This is a genomic window from Caballeronia zhejiangensis (assembly GCF_000698575.1).
Classification (GTDB): domain Bacteria; phylum Pseudomonadota; class Gammaproteobacteria; order Burkholderiales; family Burkholderiaceae; genus Caballeronia; species Caballeronia zhejiangensis.
In genome coordinates this window covers 159,110-178,587 of the sequence record NZ_JFHD01000002.1, presented here as the reverse complement: position 1 = coordinate 178,587, position 19,478 = coordinate 159,110, and the positions used below count along the sequence as shown (strand labels likewise).

Here is a 19,478-nt window from a genome sequence, read left to right as displayed (position 1 = left end):
ACTCTCCTTGTTTTCGTGTGAGGTTCGCGCGGTTCAGAACGGCGCGCCGCCCGGGAAATCCGGCGCGCGCCGTTCGCGCAGCGAGCGCATGCCTTCGTGCACGTCCGGCCCCGCGAAGCCCATGAATTCGAGCGCGAGCGACGTATCGAAAGTCGGCCCCGCCGAGCGCAGCCAGTTGTTGAGCGCGTACTTGGTCCAGCGAATCGCGGTCTGCGAACCTTGCGCCAGACGGTTCGCCACTTCGATTGCCTTCGGCATGAGTTCGTTCTCGTCGACGGCGAGCGACACCAGCCCGATGCGTTCCGCCTCCTCGCCGCTCACCGGCTCGCACAGCAGCAGATAGTACTTGGCCTTCGCCATGCCGCACAGCAGCGGCCAGACGATCGCCGCGTGATCGCCCGCCGCGACGCCGAGCCGCGTATGCCCATCGATGATGCGCGCCGACTTCGACGCGATCGAAATATCGGCGAGCAAGCCCGCGACCAGCCCCGCGCCGACCGCCGGACCGTGCATCGCGGAGACGATCGGCTTGCCGCAGTTGATCACGTTATAGACGAGATCGCGCGCCTCGCGCCACACGCGCGCGCGCACGTCGAAATCGTTCGCCATCTCTTCGACGAGCCCGAGATCGCCGCCCGCCGAAAAGCCCTTGCCTTCGCCGCGAATGAGCGCGACGCGCGTGTCCGGATCGCGATCGATGTCGCGCCAGATATCCGCGAGCTCGCGATGCATGTTGGCGTCGGCGGTGGACAGGCCGCTCTTGTTCGCCCCCGCGCCGGGCATGACGACTTCGAGCACGCCATGCGGATGGCGGCGCAGTTCGAGCGACTTATAGCCCGAATACATGGATAGATCGCTCATGGTCTCGTCGATTGAAGGTTAGCGCGGCTGATAGACCCACTTGCCGTCGCGGATCTCGACCATCACGCGCGCGCGCTGATCGAGGCCGATGTGATCGTTGGGCGACATGTTGACCTGCCCGTTGGTGTCGGAGAAATTCTTCGTGCCTTCGAGCGCATCGCGCAGCGCAGCGCGAAACGCCGGCGTGCCGGGCGCGCCCGCTTTCATCGCGATAGGCACCGCGCGATTGAGCAGCATGCCCGCGTCCCACGCATAGGAGCCGAACGCCGAGACCGTGCCCGCGCCCTGCTTCGCCTCGTACAGTTTGATGTATTCGAGTGCGAGCCGCTTGGCCGGATGGTCGTCGGGCAACTGCGCGGCGACGAGCACCGGGCTCGCGGGCAGGAACGTGCCGTTGCAATCCGCGCCGCACACGCGCAGGAAGTCGCGGTTGCCGACGCCGTGATTGTGATAGACCTTGCCTTTGAAGCCGCGCTGCGCGAGCGTTTTCGGCGGCAGCGCGGCGGGCGTGCCGGCCGCGCCGACGACCACCGCATCGGGCTTGGCCGCGAGAATCTTCAGGATCTGCCCGGTCACGCTCGGATCGGTGCGATTGAAGCGTTCATTCGCGACCACTTCGATCTTGTGCAGCTGCGCGAACTTCGCGACTTCGGCGTAGAAGGTCTCGCCGAGCGCGTCCGCCTGGCCGATGTACGCAAGCGTCTTCACGCCATGATTGCTCGCATGCGCGATGATCGCGGAGGCCATCATCGCGTCGGTTTGCGGCGTCTTGAAGACCCAGCGGCGCTTGTCGTCGACAGGCTCGATGATCTTCGCCGACGACGCCAGCGAGATCATCGGCGTTTGGCCTTGCGCGACGACATCGATCATCGCGAGCGAGTTCGGCGTGATCGACGAGCCGATGATCGCATCGACCTGATCCTCGCTGATGAGCTTCTTCGTGCTTTGCACGGCCTGCGTGGTGTCGGAGGCGTCGTCGAGCACGATGTAGTCGACGGGCTTGCCACCCATTTCCTTCGGCAAGAGCGCGACGGTATCGCGCGCGGGAATGCCGAGCGACGCGGCCGGCCCCGTAAGCGACAGCACGAGACCGATCTTCACGTGCTGCGCCGTCTGCGCGAATGCCGCCGTTGCCACCGTCGCGGCGGTGAGCGCGAATGCCGCGCCCGCCAGAAATTTCCACTTGCCTGCCGCCATCGAAGTCTCCTTTTTTTGATCGTTCTTGTGCTGCCCGAAGAGCAGCCCGGCAAAGTGTAAGGCGAGGCTTGGGCGCGCCGCATCGGGCGAAACCCGTTCAATGCTCCGGTTGCACGACCGCCTGATCGATTGCGCCGAAGATCGACTTGCCTTCTTCGTCGAACATTTCGATCTTCACGCTGTCGCCGAATTTCATGAACTCTGTCTGCGGCGCGCCGTGCTCGATCGTCTCCAGACAGCGCTTCTCGGCGATGCAGCAGTAGCCGCGCTTCGTGTCCTTGTTCGAGATCGTGCCCGAGCCGACGATCGAGCCCGCGCGCAGATTGCGCGTCTTCGCCGCGTGCGCGATGAGCTGGCCGAAGTGGAACACCATGTCGGTGCCGCAGTCCGGCTGACCGACTTTCCTGCCGTTCCAGTGCACGATCATCGGGCGATGCACGCGGCCTTCGCGCCACGCGTCGCCGAGTTCGTCGGGCGTCACGACAACCGGCGAGAACGCGGTCGCGGGCTTGCTCTGGAAAAAGCCGAAGCCCTTCGCAAGTTCGGCGGGAATGAGATTGCGCAGCGAGACGTCGTTGACGAGCATCAGCAGGCGCACGCTGCGAAGCGCTTCGTCGGGCATCGCGGCCATGTGTACGTCGGACGTGATGACGGCGACTTCCGCTTCGAAGTCGATGCCATACGATTCCGTCGCGCACACGATGTCGTCCGTCGGGCCGATGAAGTCGTCGCTGCCGCCTTGATACATCAGCGGATCGGTCCAGAATTCGGGCGGCATTTCCGCTTTGCGCGCCTTTCGCACGAGCTCGACGTGATTCACGTACGAGGAGCCGTCCGCCCACTGGAACGCGCGCGGCAACGGCGCCATGCAGGCTTTCGGATCGAACGAAAAGCTGTTGCGCGCGCGGCCGGCGTTCAGCGCTTCGTAGACTTCCATGAGTTGCGGCGCGTAAAAGGTCCAGTCGTCGAGCGCGCGTTGCAGCGTCGAGACGATTCCATCGGCGATTGCGGCCGTGCGCAGGTCGCGCGAGACGACGATCAGCTGGCCGTCGCGCGTGCCGTCCTTCAAGGTTGCAAGTTTCATGGAGCAGTGCCGGGTGAGCGTGGTGACGCGGGTGACGTTAAAGGAAATGTATTTTACGATGGTGAATCCGCCGCCGGCACTCGGCCGAACGGCATAGGCCTTTTCGCACATGCAACCCACCTCTCTCACCGACGACGAAGACACCAGCGACGCCGCCGAAGAAAAAACGCGCTCCGGCATTCAGTCGATCGAAGTCGGCTTCCGGCTGCTCGACGTCCTCACCAACGAGCCGCGCGCGATGATGCTGCGCGATCTCGCCCAACGCGCGGGCATGAGCCCGGCAAAGGCGCATCGCTATCTGGTGAGTTTTTTGCGGCTCGGTGTCGCATCGCAGGATCCGGTTTCCGGGCGCTACGAACTCGGCGGTTTCGCGTTGCAAATGGGCCTCGCGCGGCTTGCGCGCGTCGATGGCGTGCGGCTGGCGCGCATCGCGCTCGCGGAACTGCGCGACCGGCTGGATCAGACGGTCGGCATCGCGGTGTGGGGCAATCAGGGGCCGACCGTCGTGCACTGGATGGAATCGAGCCATCCGGCGAAGGCATCGCTCAAGCTGGGCGACGTGATGCCGCTGCTTTCATCCGCGACGGGTCTGCTTTTCGCCGCGTATCTGCCGCACAGCAAGACGCAGCCGATCCTTGATCGCGAGCTCGCCGCAATGAAGCAGACGATGGCCGATGTCGAGCCGCTTCTCGCCGAGGTGCGCGAGCACGGCGCGGCGCGCGTCGAAGGCATGCTGCTGCCGACGATCCACGCGTTCTGCACGCCGGTCTTCGATTCGACGGGCGAACTCGCGCTCGGTCTCATCGCGCTCGGGCACGAAGGCACATTCGACACGCGCTGGGGCGGCGAAATCGACTCTGCCTTGCGCGAGTGCGCGCGCGGCCTGTCGTACGAATTGGGGCACAAGGCGAGCGAGCGCTGAAAATGTCCGTCGAAGGGGCCAGGAACATCGTTTCCCTCGCGCATGTCTTATGCCTTTCGCCCGATCGTCCGTAACACGCGCTTTTCACGCTTTCCACGATGTCACTGTTTCAATTCCGCCGTCCTCGCCCCGCGTCCGGCGAGCCGCCCGATGCCGCTATCGAATCCGCCGCGCCCCGCCGCTGGGGACGCTGGGTGCTGGCCGTGCTCGTCGTTGCGGGCCTGCATCTGAGCGCGATGCGGTGGATCGAGCACAATCGTCAGCCGGCGAACGCGCCGCCCGAAACGCCGCCCGTGCAGGTGGAATTGCTGACGCCCGAGCCGATCGCGCCGCCCGCGCCGACGCCGCCCGCGCCGCCGAAACCGGCCGCGCCGCCGAAACCGGCCGCGTCTCCGAAGCCCGCCGCGCCTGCGCCGAAGCCTTCGCCCGCTCCGGTGTCGAGCGCTGCGACGCCAGAGCCCGACGCGCCCGCAGCCGCTTCCGCTCCCGCGCAAATGCCGCAGGCTCAAGCGCCGTCGCCCGCTTCGCAGACCGCGCCGCAACCCAGCGCTGCATCGGGCGACAAGTTCAGCGTCCCGCCCACGGGCGATTTACGTTACGACACGCTCGTGAACGGCATGATGAATCAGACCGGCACGATCCACTGGAGCAACGACGGCCAGCATTACGAAATGATCGTCTCGATCCCGCTGCCTTTCGTCGGTCCGTATGTGTATTCGAGCAAAGGCCATATCGACGGCTTCGGCATCGCGCCGGAACAGTATTCGGAACAGCGCGGCCGCCGTGCCGCCGATATCGCCATCTTCAATCGCGAAACGAAGCAGATCGTCTACACGAAAACGCCGCAAAGCCAGCCGCTCGCGGACGGCGCGCAGGACCGCTTCAGCGTCGTCATGCAGTTGGCGAGCCTCGTGCGCGGCGCGCCGGACAAGTACAAGCCGGGCGTCACGCGGCAATTCAGCGTCGCGGATAACGACAGCAACGAAATCTGGCCGATAGAAACCGTCGGCGACGAAACCGTGGAGGCGCGCGGCGGCTTTACGACGGCGCGCCACTTCACGCGCCTGCCGCGCAAGGAAGGCGACCGCCGCAAGCTCGATATCTGGCTCGCGCCGTCGATCGGCTGGCTGCCCGTGCGGATTCTGCAAACCGAGCCGAACGGAATGCAAATCGAACTGCTCTGGGCAGGCAAGCTCGCCGCGCCGCCGGCGGCGGCACAGGATGTCACCTCGGGCACGCAAGCTGCGTCTGATGAATCCGCGCCCGCCATGCCGAGCACGCCCGCCGCGGACAAACCGTAACGGGGCCGTCACACTCCGTCATGTCAGGCACGAGCGCATTCTTTACGGAGCCGATATGCAGTTGACGATCAATCGCATCGATACACGCTATGTTCTCGACAACGAAGGCGGCGGTCCCTGGCTCGTCTTCATCCATCAGCTCGCCGGCGATCTTTCGATCTGGGATCAGATGGCCGGCTACTTCCGCGACGACTTCACCGTGTTGCGCTACGACCTGCGCGGACACGGCGAAACGACCGTGTCGCCGGATTCGTTCACGATCGACGATCTCGCCGACGATCTCGCGCAACTGCTCGACAAACTCGGCGCGCCTTCGGCACATGTGGTCGGGCTGTCGATAGGCGGCATGGTCGCGCAGAAGTTCGCGATCAACCATGCCGACAAAGTGGATTCGCTGACGGTCGTGGGCGCGCCCGCCTTTATTCCCGAGGACGCGCGTCCGACATTCGCGCAACGTGCAGCATCCGTGCGCGAACACGGGACAGCGAGTATCGTGGAAGCCACGCTCGAACGCTGGCTCACGCCGGAGTTCCGCAAGGCGCACCCTGAAGTGACCGAGCCGATCGCGGACACGATCGCGCGCACGCCCGTCGAGGGTTTCGCGCGCGCGGCGGAGGCGATCAGCCGTTTCGATGCGCGAGACAAACTGGCTTCCGTGAAGCAGCGCACGCTCGTCGTCGCGGGTGAAAAGGATGTTGGCACGCCGCATGCTGCTTCAAAGGTTGTCGCAGACACGGTGCCGGGCGCACGCTTCGAATTACTTAACGCCGCGCACCTTACACCGGTGGAGGAATCGCAGCGCTTCTCCGCTTTATTGGGGAACTTCTTGCGCGGTTCGAGTTGATTCTTCCTGTTTTTGTTGCAAAAGAAAGCCTCGATACAACCGGCATCACGTCGAGGCCACCCCTTGAATTCCAACCCAATCGCTCCAACTACGATTCAGGATTGCCACGGAGCAAACAAGGAATAAGGAGTGTCGCCATGCAAATGATCTACAACAGCCCCAACTATTGCGTCGTCGAATTTCCGCCGCAAGACAACCACCTCGCCATGAAGGCGGGCGGCTACGAGATCGTCGACAAGAACACGCAGCGGGAGATCTTCATCGACGGCGCGCTCGCGGCGAAGTTTCGCGAGCACGTGCAACAGTTGATCGCTGAAGAGCCGTCGCTCGAGGATGTCGATGAATTCCTCGGCCAGTTCGATATCTTGATGAATCAACCCGTCGTGCTTCACTGATGCATGCACGCGCGCGTGCGGCGCCATGCCGCTGGCGCCCGCCGCCGCCCGGACCAGCGGCACAGGCGACACTCGCCACTTCCCAAAGACCCCGCCCGCGCCAGGCGGGGTTCTTTTTTTGCCCGCCCGGAATCGCGCACGCGCCCGCCCATCGGGAGCGACCGTTGCGCGCTGCGGCTACAATGTCAGGCTATTTCACATTTGGTGCAGGCCTCGTCCGTCATGACCCAGAACGCCATTCCGAAAGCCCCCGCGCGCGCCTATACGCGCGGCGCCGCGCTGCCCGCGCTGCTGCAAAAGCGCATCCTGATTCTCGACGGCGCGATGGGCACGATGATCCAGCGCTACAAGCTCGACGAAGCCGCGTATCGCGGCGAGCGCTTCAAGGACTACGGCCGCGACATCAAGGGCAATAACGAACTGCTGTCGATCACGCAGCCGCAGGTGATCCGCGAGATTCACGAGCAGTATCTGGCTGCGGGCGCGGACATCCTCGAAACGAACACGTTCGGCGCGACGCGTGTCGCGCAGGCCGATTACGGCATGGAAGACCTCGCCGCCGAGATGAACATCGAGTCGGCGAAGCTTGCGCGCGAAGCCTGCGACAAATACTCGACGCCCGACAAGCCGCGTTTCGTCGCGGGCGCGATCGGACCGACGCCGAAGACCGCGAGCATTTCGCCCGACGTGAACGATCCGGGCGCGCGCAACGTGACCTTCGACGAACTGCGCGACGCGTACTACGAGCAGGCGAAGGCGCTGCTCGATGCGGGCTGCGATCTGTTCCTCGTCGAAACGATCTTCGACACGCTCAATGCAAAGGCCGCGCTGTTCGCGCTCGATCAACTGTTCGAGGACACCGGCGAACTCGTGCCGATCATGATCTCCGGCACCGTCACCGATGCATCGGGCCGCATTCTCTCCGGGCAAACGGTCGAGGCGTTCTGGAACTCGCTGCGTCACGCGAAGCCGCTCACGTTCGGCCTGAACTGCGCGCTCGGCGCGGCGCTGATGCGTCCGTACATCGCCGAGCTGGCGAAGCTGTGCGATACCTACGTGTCCTGCTACCCGAACGCGGGCCTACCGAATCCGATGAGCGACACCGGCTTCGACGAGACGCCGGACGTAACGTCCGGATTGCTGAAGGAATTCGCGTCCGCCGGGCTCGTCAACGTCGCGGGCGGCTGCTGCGGCACGACGCCGGAGCACATCGCGGAAATCGCGAAGGCGCTCGCCGAAGTGAAGCCGCGCGCTTTCCCCTCGCAATACCGCGACGCCGCCTGAATCAGAGAAGAGAACAAGACATGACCGATCACACGATGCGTCTTTCCGGCCTCGAGCCGTTCAACGTCACCGACGGCTCGCTTTTCATCAACGTCGGCGAGCGCACGAACGTGACCGGCTCGAAGGCGTTCGCGCGCATGATCCTGAACGGCCAGTTCGACGAAGCGCTCGCCGTCGCGCGCCAGCAGGTCGAGAACGGCGCGCAGGTCATCGACATCAACATGGACGAAGCGATGCTCGATTCGAAAGCCGCGATGGTGCGCTTTCTGAATCTGATCGCGTCGGAGCCGGATATCGCGCGCGTGCCGATCATGATCGACTCGTCGAAGTGGGACGTGATCGAAGCGGGCCTGAAATGCGTGCAAGGCAAGGCGATCGTCAATTCGATCTCGCTGAAGGAAGGCAAGGAGCAGTTCGTTCATCACGCGAAGCTGATTCGCCGCTACGGCGCGGCATCGGTGGTGATGGCCTTCGACGAGCAAGGCCAGGCCGACACGTTTCAGCGCAAGACGGAAATCTGCAAACGCTCTTACGACATTCTCGTGAACGAAGTCGGCTTCGAGCCCGAAGACATCATCTTCGATCCGAACATCTTCGCAATCGCGACGGGCATCGAAGAGCACAACAACTACGCGGTCGATTTCATCGAAGCGACACGCTGGATCAAGCAGAACCTGCCGCACGCGAAAGTGAGCGGCGGCGTGTCGAACGTGTCGTTCTCGTTTCGCGGCAACGATCCGGTGCGCGAGGCGATTCATACCGTGTTTCTGTATCACGCGATTCAGGCTGGCATGGACATGGGCATCGTCAACGCGGGCCAGCTCGGCGTGTATGCCGATCTCGACGCCGAGTTGCGCGAGCGCGTGGAAGACGTCGTGCTGAATCGTCGTGAGGACGGCACCGACCGTCTGCTCGAAATCGCGGACAAGTTCAAGACCGGCGCCGCGAAGAAGGAAGAAAACCTCGAATGGCGCAATCAGCCGGTCGAGGCGCGTCTGTCGCATGCGCTCGTGCACGGCATCACGAACTTCATCGTCGAAGATACGGAAGAAGTGCGGCAGAAGATCGACAAGGCCGGCGGTCGTCCGATCAACGTGATCGAAGGCCCGCTGATGGACGGCATGAACATCGTCGGCGACCTGTTCGGCGCGGGCAAGATGTTCCTGCCGCAAGTCGTGAAGTCGGCGCGCGTGATGAAGCAGGCGGTCGCGCATCTGATCCCGTTCATCGAAGAAGAGAAGAAGCGTCTCGCCGATGCCGGCGCGGACGTGCGGCCGAAGGGCAAGATCGTCATCGCGACCGTGAAGGGCGATGTGCACGACATCGGCAAGAACATCGTGTCGGTCGTGCTCCAGTGCAACAACTTCGAAGTGGTCAACATGGGCGTGATGGTGCCCTGCGCGACCATCCTGCAGAAGGCGAAGGAAGAAGGCGCGGACATCATCGGGCTGTCGGGACTGATCACGCCGAGCCTCGAAGAGATGGCTTATGTCGCGTCCGAAATGCAGCGCGACGAATACTTCCGCGGCAAGCAGACGCCGCTGCTCATCGGCGGCGCGACGACTTCGCGCGTGCATACCGCCGTGAAGATCGCGCCGCATTACGAAGGGCCGGTCGTGTACGTGCCGGATGCGTCGCGTTCGGTGTCGGTGGCGTCGAGCCTGTTGTCGGACGAAGGCGCGGCGAAGTATCTCGACGAACTCAAGAGCGACTACGAGCGCATCCGCACGCAGCACGCGAACCGCAAAGCGCAGCCGATGGTCACGTACGACGAAGCGCGCGCCAACAAGACGAAGATCGACTGGAGCGCCTACGCGCCGAAGAAGCCGAGCTTCATCGGGCGGCGCGTGTTCAAGAACTACGACCTCGCGGAACTGGCGAATTACATCGACTGGGGTCCGTTCTTTCAGACGTGGGATCTCGCCGGTCCCTATCCCGCGATTCTCAATGACGAGATCGTCGGCGAGTCGGCGCGGCGCGTGTTCTCCGACGGCAAGTCGATGCTCTCGCGCCTCATTCAGGGCCGCTGGCTGACGGCGAACGGCGTCATCACGCTTTTGCCCGCCAACACCGTGAACGACGACGACATCGAGATCTACACGGACGAATCGCGCTCGCAAGTGGCGATGACGTGGCGCAATCTGCGTCAACAAAGCGTGCGTCCGGTCGTCGATGGCGTGATGCGCCCGAACCGCTCGCTCGCCGATTTCATCGCGCCGAAGGATTCGGGCGTGAAGGACTACATCGGCATGTTCGCGGTGACGGCGGGCATCGGTGTCGATAAAAAGGAACAACAGTTCGAAGCCGATCACGACGACTACAGCGCGATCATGCTGAAGGCGCTCGCCGACCGTTTCGCGGAAGCCTTCGCCGAAGCGCTTCATGCGCGCGTGCGCCGCGAATTGTGGGGCTACGCCGCGAACGAGACGCTCGACAACGATGCGCTGATCGCGGAGAAGTACGTCGGCATTCGTCCGGCGCCGGGTTATCCGGCGTGCCCGGATCACCTCGTCAAGCGCGACATGTTCGAAGTGCTTCAGGCGAACGAGATCGGCATGAGCGTGACCGAATCGCTCGCGATGCTGCCGGCCGCGAGCGTCTCGGGCTTCTATATCGCGCATCCGGACAGCACGTACTTTTCGGTGGGCAAGATCGGCGACGATCAGCTCGCGAGCTACGCCGAACGCATGGCGATCTCGACCTCCGACGCCGAACGCGCGCTCGCGCCGTTGCGCTAAGGCATCGTGAAAACGACATATCGCGCAACTGATAGCCGGAATATGCACGGAACAGGCGGGAAATTTTTGAATTCCGTAGACTTGTCAGCGCGATAAGCCGTCGACATGACGGCCAACGCATTCTTTTCGTCAACGGAGAAAGTCGCATGAAGAAGATGACGTCCGCCGTAACTGTAGCGATCACCGCGGCTTTGCTCGCCGCGTCGAGTACCGCCGCTTTCGCGCAGGCGAGCAGCACCGAGGCTTCGTCGTACTCGCCGCCGCAAACCGAGCACAAGAAGAAACCGAAGAAGCCGAAGAAGCAACATCCGCCCGCGAAACCCGCCGGGCCGGAAGGCGGCCAGTCGCAGTAACACGCCGCAGCGCGACTGAAGCCGTCAGACGTTTTCGTCGGAAGAAAAAAACCCGCATCGGAAATGAACTGACCCCGCAAAGTTGGACAGGTTTGGGCTAAGGCCGTGAGGGCTGAGTTCTGTACATTACAGGACTCAGCCCTTTTAGCTTCAGCTTGATGCGGTGATGATTGTAGTAGTGAATGTAGTGTCTGATGCCGGCCTGAAGGGCTTCGATGCTCTCGAAGCGATTCGGGTAGAAGAACTCCGACTTCAAGGTACCGAAGAAGCTTTCCATGGTGGCGTTGTCGTGGCAGTTGCCCTTGCGTGACATGCTTTGCGTCAGGGCTCGTTGCGAGACCAACGCCTGATAAGCGTCCATCTGGTAGTGCCAGCCTTGATCTGAGTGAACCACGGGGCGATCGTCAACGCCCAGCCTCCTGAACGCCTTTTTGATCATGCGTGCGACCATCGCGAAGGCCGGACGAGTGGCTGTTTCGTAAGCGACAATCTCACCGTTATACAAATCTAGCACCGGCGACAAATAGAGCTTTCGCTCGCCCACCCGGAATTCGGTGATATCGGTGACCCACTTCTGATTTGGCGCGTCGGCATCGAACTGTCTTTGCAGTACGTTCGGCGCAATACGTCCCACCGTCCCCCGGAATGCCCGAAACTTCTTCGGTCGCACCAGCGACTTCAGTTTCATAAGCTGCATCAACCGCTGGACAGTTTTGTGATTCACGCGCGTGCCCAGATGCCGGATCGCGCTGGTGATGCGCCGATAGCCATAACGCCCTTTGTGCTGCTCGAAGACAGAACGGATACGCGCCTTGAGCTGCGCGTGTTTGTCCGCCTTCTGCGAGGCCTTGCATTGGTAATAGAACGTGCTGCGCGCAAGGCCCGCCACTTTCAGCAAGCCGTCGAGCGGAAACTCATGCCTTAACCCGGCCACTATTTGCGCTTTTTGCGCTGCGCTGTGGGGCTTTCCGAGCGGATCAAGGCATCGAGTTTTTTTAGGTACGCATTCTCCATGCGCAGATAGTTCAGCTCCTTCAGGAGCTCTTCCTTCGTGCGCGCCTCGTCGGATTTCGACGACACAGGCGGCGCAGATGACTTGGGTTGCTTCACGGAGCGTCCTCGGGGGCGCGGCTCAAGGGCCTGCATACCTCCCGCATCATACCGGCGCTTCCAGACACTGATCACGCTCGGATTGCGGATATCGAAGATTGCAGCCGTCTCTCGACACGACAGTGCCTTCGTGTGCATGAACTGCAGCACCTTCAGCTTGAATTGGCCGTCGTAGCGACTGTACTTCTTCTGCAACGCCGCCTCGCCGTGCGCGCGCCATGCCGCCACCCAAATCCGCACTGTACCGTGGTCTACACCATGCCGATACGCCACTGCTCCACTACCACCATATTTGCCTGACAGATAGTCTTCGACGACGGCTCGCTTAAATTGCGCGCTGTGCTTGCTCATAAAAAACACCCCAAGTCGTTGGACGGTTGTCCAACTTTTGGGGTGCAGTTCAAAACGATGCGGGTTTTTCTTTGTGTCGCTGCGAATCGCGGGGATCAGACGCCCCAGAGAATGTCTTTGTCGTGCTTTTGCGCTAGGCGAAGCATGTCGAGGAAAGGAAACGCGCGCTGCGCGAGCCCGATGGGAAGCTCGTGCGGCTCATGTCCTTCTTCGCCTTCATGAAAACGGCCGTCGTGCTCGGCGCGCTCTCTCTTGTCGGTGACGACGGCCGCTTCGAGCTTCTGAATGGCGGCGGGAATTTCATCGTGCGTGATGACGCCCCGCGCCGTGAGCTGCTTGCCGATGATGCCGAGCAAGTACTCCGCGAGGTTCTCGAGCATGATGACATCCGGTGCGGCCGGGGATTTGAATGTGATCAGCATGGCATGGTCCTTTTGTTTATGTTGGGTCATAGGCGGTTTGCAAACGAAACGCGCAGACGAGCCGGTCTCCCTGACAACATGACGACACCCTGATTCGACATATTAGCACCTGCTAAAATCCCCACTTTATGTGGTGGCCGGTTCCGTTCGCCTGCGAACACCACATGCGGGGCCAACGCGTCGCGAAGACGTCCTTCCGAGCCGGCATGCACGCCGGAACGCGCCCCGTCAGCCCTCGCTCCACTGGATCACATTCAGCATGCTGCCCGCACATAAACACACTCTCGAAACGCTCATCACCGACGCGGTCAAGCAGGTCGCGCAAGCCACGCAAGGCGCCAGCGAAGCGGCCTTCGTCACGCCCACGATCGTCCTCGAACGACCGAAGGTCGCGGCGCACGGCGACGTGGCGTCGAATGTCGCGATGCAGCTCGCCAAGCCGCTGCGCGCGAATCCGCGTCAGCTCGCGCAGCAGATCGTCGATGCGGTGCTCGGCCTGCCGGCCGCGAAGGGTCTCGTCGAGAGCGCCGAAGTGGCGGGTCCGGGCTTCATCAATCTGCGTCTTTCGGCGACGGCCAAGCAAGACGTGATCCCGGCCGTGCTCGGCGAAGCCGCCGCGTTCGGCCGTTCGACGCGCGACGCCGGCAGGCACGTGCTCGTCGAATTCGTATCGGCGAACCCGACGGGCCCGCTGCATGTCGGCCACGGCCGTCAGGCGGCGCTCGGCGATGCGCTCTCGAACCTGCTCGAAACGCAGGGCTACGACGTGCATCGCGAGTTCTACTACAACGACGCAGGCGTGCAGATCGGCAATCTCGCCACGTCCACGCAACTGCGCGCGCGCGGCCTCAAGCCGGGCGACGAGCAGTGGCCGGAAGCGGCGTACAACGGCGAGTACATCGCCGATATCGCGCGCGACTACATGGCGGGCGAAACCGTCGCGGCGAAGGACGGCGAACCGGTGAAGGGCAAAGGCGACGTCGAGGACCTCGAAGCCATCCGTCATTTCGCGGTCGCGTATCTGCGTCACGAGCAGGACATGGATCTCACCGCGTTCGGCGTGAAGTTCGACCAGTTCTATCTGGAGTCGTCGCTGTACAAGGAAGGCCGTGTCGAGAAGACGGTCGCGGCGCTCGTCGATGCCGGCAAGACGTACGAGCAGGACGGCGCGCTGTGGCTGCGCACCACCGACGACGGCGACGACAAGGACCGCGTCATGAAGAAGTCCGACGGCACGTACACGTACTTCGTGCCGGACGTGGCGTATCACGTGACCAAGTGGGAACGCGGCTACACGAAGGTCATCAACATCCAGGGCTCGGACCATCACGGCACGATCGCGCGCGTGCGCGCCGGCTTGCAGGGACTCGGCATCGGCATTCCGAAGGGCTATCCCGACTACGTGCTGCACAAGATGGTCACCGTCATGCGCGACGGCCAGGAAGTGAAAATCTCCAAACGCGCGGGCAGCTACGTGACGGTGCGCGATCTGATCGAATGGTCGGGCGGACTCACGCCGGGCCACGAAACCGCGCCCGATCAGATCGACGAGGACACCATCCGCCGCGGCCGCGATGCCGTGCGCTTCTTCCTCATTTCGCGCAAGGCCGACACCGAATTCGTGTTCGACATCGACCTCGCGCTCAAGCAGAACGACGAGAATCCGGTCTATTACGTGCAATACGCGCACGCGCGCATTTGCACGATCCTGAACGACTGGAAGGAGAAGTTCGGCGGCGACATTTCGAAGGCAGCGCAGGCCGATCTCTCGCCGCTGTCGAGCGACCGCGCAATGGCGCTGCTCAACAAGCTCGCCGAATTCCCCGAAATGCTCGCGCACGCCGCCGACGAACTCGCGCCGCACGCCGTCGCGTTCTATCTGCGCGATCTCGCTGGCGAATTTCACTCGTTCTACAATGCGGAGCGCGTGCTCGTGGACGACGAAAAGGAACGCACCGCGCGCATCGCGCTGCTCGCGGCGACGCGTCAGGTTCTCGAAAACGGTCTCGCGACCATCGGCGTTTCCGCTCCTCAAAAGATGTGACCCTTCTGCCGCGCACGCACGAATTCAGAATTTTCGGCGTGCGCAAGCAGATGCCTGGCGCGGGCTTGTCTTGAGCCGCCGCTATAATCGTCGCCCAACCAGAAGACTTTCTCGCAGGTGATTCATACGATGGCAAAACCACGCCGCACATCGAAGCAGTCGAAGCAAACGGGGGGAACGTTTATCGGTATCGTGCTGGGCCTGATCGTCGGCCTCGCGATTGCCGTAATCGTCGCGCTGTACATCACGCGTGCGCCCACGCCATTCGTGGCGAAGGTCGCGCCGCCGCCGTCCGAGGCCAACTCCGCGCCTGCCGCCGCGCAACCGTACGATCCGAATCGTCCGCTGCAAGGCAAGACGCCGGGCCAGGCGGTGCCGCAAGCCGCGCAGCCCACGCCGCCCAACACCGCGCCGGGCCAGACCAACAATCAGACGCAGTCGTCGGGCATGCTCGACGAGCCGCAGATCGTCGAAGTACCGCCGTCGGGCGCAACGGCATCGGCGCCGAAGACCGCGAGCACGGCGCCCGCGAAGAAGCCCGAAGCCGCACCGGGCGCGCCCGCCGCGACGAGCAACGCGAACGCCACGCCGCCGAAGGGCGGCTCGGCGCCCACGACGGCGAAGACCACGCCGCCCGCGCCCGGCGAGCCGAACACGGGCTACTTCCTGCAAGTCGGCGCGTACAAGACGCAGGCGGATGCCGAACAGCAGCGCGCGCGTCTCGGCTTCCAGGGCTTCGAATCGAAGGTCACGCAGCGCGATGCAGGCGGCGTCACGTACTATCGCGTGCGGATCGGGCCGTTCGCGAAGTTCGAGGACATGAACACCGCGCGCCAGCGTCTGTCCGATGCGGGCGTCGATACCGCCGTCATCCGTTTCTCGAAGCAATAACGAAGCAATAACGAAGCAATAACGAAGCAATAACGCAGCAAACGAAGTCGAAGCGCCGCGACGCTTAAGCGTGGCTTAAGCGTCGTATGTCCCACTTATGGGCCTGCTTTTGTTCCGTCGCGTTTCCATTGCGTATCTCTTCAATCATGAAAAAAATCTTTAGCGCGTTGGCTCTCTCCCTCGGCATCGCAGCCGCATCCCTGAGCGTCGCGAATTCCGCGATGGCCGCGCCCACCGCCGGCAAGGATTACACCGTGCTGCAGGCGGCTCAGCCGATCGCCGCGCCTGCGGGCAAGGTCGAGGTCATCGAGTTCTTCTGGTACGGCTGCCCGCATTGCAACGAGTTCGAGCCGTACATCGAGGCATGGGCGAAGAAGCAAGGTCCGGACGTCGTGTTCAAGCGCGTGCCGGTGGCATTCCGCGACGACTTCATTCCGCACTCGAAGATGTATCACGCGCTCGACGCGCTCGGCGTCGCGGAAAAGGTCACGCCGGCCGTGTTCAACGAAATCCACGTGAAGAAGAACTATCTGCTGACGCCGCAGGCGCAGGCGGACTTCCTCAAGACGCAGGGCGTCGATCCGAAGAAGTACATGGACGCGTATAACTCGTTCTCGACGCAAAGCGCCGTGCAGCGCGACGCCAAGCTCCTGCAGGACTACAAGATCGACGGCGTGCCGACGGTCGTCGTGCAGGGCAAGTACGAAACCGGCCCGGCGATGACCAACAGCCTGCCGGGGACGACGCAGGTCATGGACTTCCTCGTCCAGCAAGTCCGCGACAAGAAGCTGTAAGCACCGACGCTCCGCATGACCGCAGTTCGTTTGAAGGTCTTTATCACCGGGGCGTCGAGCGGCATCGGCCTTGCAATGGCCGAAGAGTATGTGAAGCGCGGGGCCATCCTCGGCCTCGTCGCCCGCCGCGCCGATTCCCTCGCCGCATTCGCGGCCCGTCATCCGCAAAGCTCCATCTCGATCTATCCCGCCGATGTGCGCGACCCCGACGCGCTCGCCGATGCCGCGCGCCGCTTCATCGCGCAGCACGGCACGGCGGATGTCGTCATCGCGAACGCGGGCATGAGCCGCGGCGCGCTGACGGGCCACGGCGATCTCGACACCTTCCGTGCAGTGATGGACGTGAACTATTTCGGCATGGTCGCGACGTTCGAGCCGTTCGTCGCGTCGATGACGGCCGCGCGGCGCGGCACGCTCGTCGGCATTGCAAGCGTCGCGGGTGTGCGCGGGCTGCCCGGCGGCGGCGCGTACAGCGCGTCGAAATCGGCGGTGGCGAAATATCTGGAATCGTTGCGCGTGGAGATGCGCCCGCTCGGCGTGGCCGTCGTCACGATCGCGCCGGGCTACGTGCGCTCGGAGATGACCGCGCACAATCCGTATCGCATGCCGTTCCTGATGGACGCCGACCGCTTCGCCGCGAAAGCCGCCGACGCGATCGAACGCAAGGTGCGCTACGCGACGTTTCCATGGCAGATGCGCGTCGCGGGCATGCTGATGCACGTCCTGCCGCGCTGGCTCTACGACGCGCTCGCCGAACGCGCGCCACGCAAACCACGCGCGGACGAATGACGTAAAAAAACCGGCTGCGCGCAAACGCAGCCGGTTTTTTATCGGGCGAACGTCCGAACGGTCAGAACGCCACGTAGGCCGAGCTGTTCGGCAACTGGTATCCGACGTAGACATGCCGGCCGAAGAAGAACGGCAAGCCGAAGTCGAAGAAGTTCGACATGCCCAACTGACCGCCGAGACTGTTGAAGGCGAACTTGTTCTTGCCTTGTGTCAGCGTGCTCGCGTTGGCGAGCAGGAACGGCACGGTGGCGCTGTTGCCTTCGCTGCCTTTGATCGTGGTCGACAGCGACTGCGTCGCGCTCGGGCAATAGAACGCCGACGATCCGTTGCACAGCGGAAAACTATCCTGGAAGAAGTTGCCGTTCGACCCGGTGTCGAAGAACGTCTTGTACGTCTTGCCCTTGTACGTGCCGGTCAGGTCGCCATAGGGATCGGTGCCGTACTTCGTCACGTTGCTGATCCCGTTGTTGCTCTGCGTGCCGATGCCGAATATCAGCACGCCGGTCGCGGTGGCCGCGCCGTTATCGGCAACCGGCGGCAATTGCACGATCACGCCGTTGTTGTTGACCGCGAACTTGGTGACCGGATTCGTCACTTGCTGCGCCAGCGGCACCGCGACACCCGAGCAATTCGCGCCGTTGGTGCACGAGAAGTACATCGCGTTGAGCGCCGTGCTCGCGCAGCCGTCGCCGCAGTCGTACGCCTGCGGGCCGATGCCGAGAATGCCGTTCGCGCCGATGTCGGCGGTCGAATTTTCGTCGCTGCCGGACGGACAGCCGTTGTCGCCGGTCGGCGCCGCGGATGCACTCAGATCGCCGATGATCTGAATCGGCACGCCCGACGCCACTTCCGTGCCCATCTTCACGTCGGCCGTGCGGACGGTGCCCCACGTGTAGCCGTCGGCGAAACCGGCGCATTCGGCGAGCTGCCCGCCGTTCGACGCGCGCGAGGTCGGCAGGCTGCCGAGCACGTTCTGCGCCGCCGATCCGAGAATGCGCAGGCCGAAGGACGCCGTGTCGACCTGAATGTTGTCGATCGTCTGACACACCGACGAGCCCGGCGCGCACACCGTCACCGATACGTTCGGAATGTTGACGAAGCCCGCGGCGCCGGAGTTGACGTTGATCGCCACCGCGTTCGTGCCGTTGGGCGCGATCGGCTGCGCGTTCGCGGTGCTCGTGGTCGAGCCGCCGCCGCTGGAACCGCCCGAGCCGCCGGAGCCGCCCGACGAACCGCCGCCGCTGCTGGAACTGGAGTCGTCGCCGCCGCCACCGCCGCAGGCCGCGAGCATGACGGAAAGGCAGAGCACGCCGAGCCAGCGGGCAAGGCCGCCGCGCCGGGACGAAGAGAGAGCGGGATGGCCGAGTGTCGTTCTATGCATACTGAGTCTCCCGTCGCTTACTGGATGTCGCTGGCGGACACGCCGGCAGGCAACGATTGCGGCAAATACGCGCTGCCCGCGAACGAGCCCATGTGACCGCCCGAATCCACGACGAGTCCGGAATCCTGCACGCTGACCGGCCCGCGGCCGCCGCGCGCGGCGCGTTGCGCCTTCAGGCCCTGCTGATACTGCGGGAAATAGCTGCCGAGCAGGCTGGCGAGATCCGGCATGCGGGGACCGTGCCACGCGATGCCGAACACGACGCCTTCCGTCGACAAATATTCGTTGATGACCGTTCCGCTCGCGAGCGTGGTCGTGCGAACGGTGTAGTTCGACGCCGATGTCGTCGATGCGCTCGATGCGCCGCTTGCGACGGCCGCACGCGCGACCGCGGCCGTGGATGATTCCGCCGTGGCGCCTTGCGGCGCTGCCATCGGCTGGCCGCCGAGCACGGCGTAGGCGGGCGCTGCCGCGCTCACGCCGAGCGCGCCGGCAACGATTGCCAACGCGCTCATGAGATGCCCATGACGGGATTGCTTCGGTGCCTTCACTGGGCCTCCTATCGGTTATCCGCCGGCCCCGCCACTTGATTCAGAGACCGGTGCTTGACGATTGAGTGACAGATGCGCCACCGCCTTTCGCCCCAAAATCGTGCGGGCGCGAACATCGTCAGTATGCCAGCCAGGTGGAACCGTCCTAACGTTCGCAAGCGCACGA

The 19,478-nt window shown here is 63.5% G+C and carries 18 protein-coding genes; 11 read left to right on the top strand and 7 right to left on the bottom strand.

Annotated features, from left to right (window positions below):
* Positions 1-33: 33 nt before the first annotated feature.
* From BG60_RS04280 to BG60_RS04270, 3 genes are all read right to left on the bottom strand, one after another.
* Positions 34-861 (bottom strand): enoyl-CoA hydratase/isomerase family protein, encoded by an 828-nt coding sequence (locus BG60_RS04280; protein WP_008351843.1) that lies wholly within the window; start codon positions 859-861, stop codon positions 34-36.
* Between the two features lie 18 nt (positions 862-879).
* Positions 880-2,058 carry an ABC transporter substrate-binding protein gene (locus BG60_RS04275; RefSeq protein WP_034470460.1) on the bottom strand — a complete coding sequence of 393 codons (1,179 nt, stop codon included), beginning with the start codon at positions 2,056-2,058 and terminating at the stop codon, positions 880-882.
* A 97-nt stretch (positions 2,059-2,155) separates the two neighbouring features.
* Positions 2,156-3,142, bottom strand: a complete 987-nt coding sequence (locus BG60_RS04270) for a fumarylacetoacetate hydrolase family protein (RefSeq protein WP_034470773.1) — start codon at positions 3,140-3,142, stop codon at positions 2,156-2,158.
* Between the two features lie 109 nt (positions 3,143-3,251).
* On the opposite strand from BG60_RS04270, the gene BG60_RS04265 reads away from it, so the two are divergent.
* From BG60_RS04265 to BG60_RS04235, 7 genes are all read left to right on the top strand, one after another.
* Entirely contained in the window at positions 3,252-4,064 is an 813-nt protein-coding gene (locus tag BG60_RS04265; RefSeq protein WP_034470459.1) for an IclR family transcriptional regulator, read from the top strand.
* A 98-nt stretch (positions 4,065-4,162) separates the two neighbouring features.
* Complete coding sequence (locus BG60_RS04260) at positions 4,163-5,365, top strand: DUF3108 domain-containing protein (RefSeq protein ID WP_034470456.1); 1,203 nt, start codon at positions 4,163-4,165, stop codon at positions 5,363-5,365.
* A gap of 55 nt (positions 5,366-5,420) precedes the next feature.
* Positions 5,421-6,209, top strand: a complete 789-nt coding sequence (locus BG60_RS04255; RefSeq protein WP_034470453.1) for an alpha/beta fold hydrolase — start codon at positions 5,421-5,423, stop codon at positions 6,207-6,209.
* 137 nt (positions 6,210-6,346) lie between these two features.
* Positions 6,347-6,604 carry a BTH_I0359 family protein gene (locus BG60_RS04250; RefSeq protein ID WP_008351849.1) on the top strand — a complete coding sequence of 86 codons (258 nt, stop codon included), beginning with the start codon at positions 6,347-6,349 and terminating at the stop codon, positions 6,602-6,604.
* A 222-nt stretch (positions 6,605-6,826) separates the two neighbouring features.
* Entirely contained in the window at positions 6,827-7,888 is a 1,062-nt protein-coding gene (locus BG60_RS04245) for a homocysteine S-methyltransferase family protein (protein WP_008351850.1), read from the top strand.
* Positions 7,885-10,626 carry a methionine synthase gene (gene metH, locus BG60_RS04240; RefSeq protein ID WP_275445841.1) on the top strand — a complete coding sequence of 914 codons (2,742 nt, stop codon included), beginning with the start codon at positions 7,885-7,887 and terminating at the stop codon, positions 10,624-10,626. The genes BG60_RS04245 and metH overlap by 4 nt, the downstream gene beginning before the upstream one ends.
* A gap of 146 nt (positions 10,627-10,772) precedes the next feature.
* The gene (locus tag BG60_RS04235) at positions 10,773-10,979 is read left to right on the top strand and encodes a hypothetical protein (RefSeq protein WP_008351852.1); all 207 of its coding nucleotides are present in this window, start codon (positions 10,773-10,775) and stop codon (positions 10,977-10,979) included.
* A gap of 97 nt (positions 10,980-11,076) precedes the next feature.
* Here BG60_RS04235 and BG60_RS37810 read toward each other — a convergent pair.
* Positions 11,077-12,440 (bottom strand): IS3 family transposase gene (locus BG60_RS37810; RefSeq protein WP_152563173.1). Its coding sequence is split into 2 segments (ribosomal slippage): positions 11,077-11,940 and positions 11,943-12,440, totalling 1,362 coding nucleotides; the frame shifts between segments, so codons are not numbered across the junction.
* 95 nt (positions 12,441-12,535) lie between these two features.
* On the bottom strand, positions 12,536-12,862 hold the full coding sequence (locus BG60_RS04220; RefSeq protein WP_008351853.1) for a DUF1840 domain-containing protein: 327 nt from the start codon (positions 12,860-12,862) through the stop codon (positions 12,536-12,538).
* Positions 12,863-13,121: 259 nt separating this feature from the next.
* On the opposite strand from BG60_RS04220, the gene argS reads away from it, so the two are divergent.
* The 4 genes from argS (at position 13,122) to BG60_RS04200 (ending at position 17,380) form a co-directional block, all read left to right on the top strand.
* Positions 13,122-14,906, top strand: a complete 1,785-nt coding sequence (gene argS, locus BG60_RS04215) for an arginine--tRNA ligase (RefSeq protein WP_034470443.1) — start codon at positions 13,122-13,124, stop codon at positions 14,904-14,906.
* A gap of 129 nt (positions 14,907-15,035) precedes the next feature.
* Positions 15,036-15,797 carry an SPOR domain-containing protein gene (locus BG60_RS04210; protein ID WP_008351857.1) on the top strand — a complete coding sequence of 254 codons (762 nt, stop codon included), beginning with the start codon at positions 15,036-15,038 and terminating at the stop codon, positions 15,795-15,797.
* A 146-nt stretch (positions 15,798-15,943) separates the two neighbouring features.
* Positions 15,944-16,591 (top strand): thiol:disulfide interchange protein DsbA/DsbL, encoded by a 648-nt coding sequence (locus tag BG60_RS04205; protein ID WP_034470441.1) that lies wholly within the window; start codon positions 15,944-15,946, stop codon positions 16,589-16,591.
* A gap of 15 nt (positions 16,592-16,606) precedes the next feature.
* On the top strand, positions 16,607-17,380 hold the full coding sequence (locus BG60_RS04200; protein WP_034470438.1) for an SDR family oxidoreductase: 774 nt from the start codon (positions 16,607-16,609) through the stop codon (positions 17,378-17,380).
* A gap of 61 nt (positions 17,381-17,441) precedes the next feature.
* Here BG60_RS04200 and BG60_RS04195 read toward each other — a convergent pair whose 3' ends face one another.
* A complete protein-coding gene (locus tag BG60_RS04195; protein ID WP_034470435.1) occupies positions 17,442-18,761 on the bottom strand; it encodes a DUF3443 domain-containing protein in 1,320 nt (439 codons plus the stop codon).
* A 17-nt stretch (positions 18,762-18,778) separates the two neighbouring features.
* Entirely contained in the window at positions 18,779-19,312 is a 534-nt protein-coding gene (locus tag BG60_RS04190; RefSeq protein WP_239294313.1) for a DUF2844 domain-containing protein, read from the bottom strand.
* Between the last annotated feature and the right edge of the window lie 166 nt (positions 19,313-19,478).

Coding starts and splice junctions, on each gene's coding strand:
- BG60_RS04270 (WP_034470773.1), bottom strand. CDS start 3,142: ATGAAACTTGCAACCTTGAAGGACGGCACGCGCGACGGCCAGCTGATC.
- BG60_RS04275 (WP_034470460.1), bottom strand. CDS start 2,058: ATGGCGGCAGGCAAGTGGAAATTTCTGGCGGGCGCGGCATTCGCGCTC.
- BG60_RS04210 (WP_008351857.1), top strand. CDS start 15,036: ATGGCAAAACCACGCCGCACATCGAAGCAGTCGAAGCAAACGGGGGGA.
- BG60_RS04265 (WP_034470459.1), top strand. CDS start 3,252: ATGCAACCCACCTCTCTCACCGACGACGAAGACACCAGCGACGCCGCC.
- BG60_RS04220 (WP_008351853.1), bottom strand. CDS start 12,862: ATGCTGATCACATTCAAATCCCCGGCCGCACCGGATGTCATCATGCTC.
- BG60_RS04255 (WP_034470453.1), top strand. CDS start 5,421: ATGCAGTTGACGATCAATCGCATCGATACACGCTATGTTCTCGACAAC.
- BG60_RS04205 (WP_034470441.1), top strand. CDS start 15,944: ATGAAAAAAATCTTTAGCGCGTTGGCTCTCTCCCTCGGCATCGCAGCC.
- BG60_RS04195 (WP_034470435.1), bottom strand. CDS start 18,761: ATGCATAGAACGACACTCGGCCATCCCGCTCTCTCTTCGTCCCGGCGC.
- BG60_RS04200 (WP_034470438.1), top strand. CDS start 16,607: ATGACCGCAGTTCGTTTGAAGGTCTTTATCACCGGGGCGTCGAGCGGC.
- BG60_RS04250 (WP_008351849.1), top strand. CDS start 6,347: ATGCAAATGATCTACAACAGCCCCAACTATTGCGTCGTCGAATTTCCG.
- BG60_RS04260 (WP_034470456.1), top strand. CDS start 4,163: ATGTCACTGTTTCAATTCCGCCGTCCTCGCCCCGCGTCCGGCGAGCCG.
- argS (WP_034470443.1), top strand. CDS start 13,122: ATGCTGCCCGCACATAAACACACTCTCGAAACGCTCATCACCGACGCG.
- BG60_RS04235 (WP_008351852.1), top strand. CDS start 10,773: ATGAAGAAGATGACGTCCGCCGTAACTGTAGCGATCACCGCGGCTTTG.
- BG60_RS04280 (WP_008351843.1), bottom strand. CDS start 861: ATGAGCGATCTATCCATGTATTCGGGCTATAAGTCGCTCGAACTGCGC.
- BG60_RS04245 (WP_008351850.1), top strand. CDS start 6,827: ATGACCCAGAACGCCATTCCGAAAGCCCCCGCGCGCGCCTATACGCGC.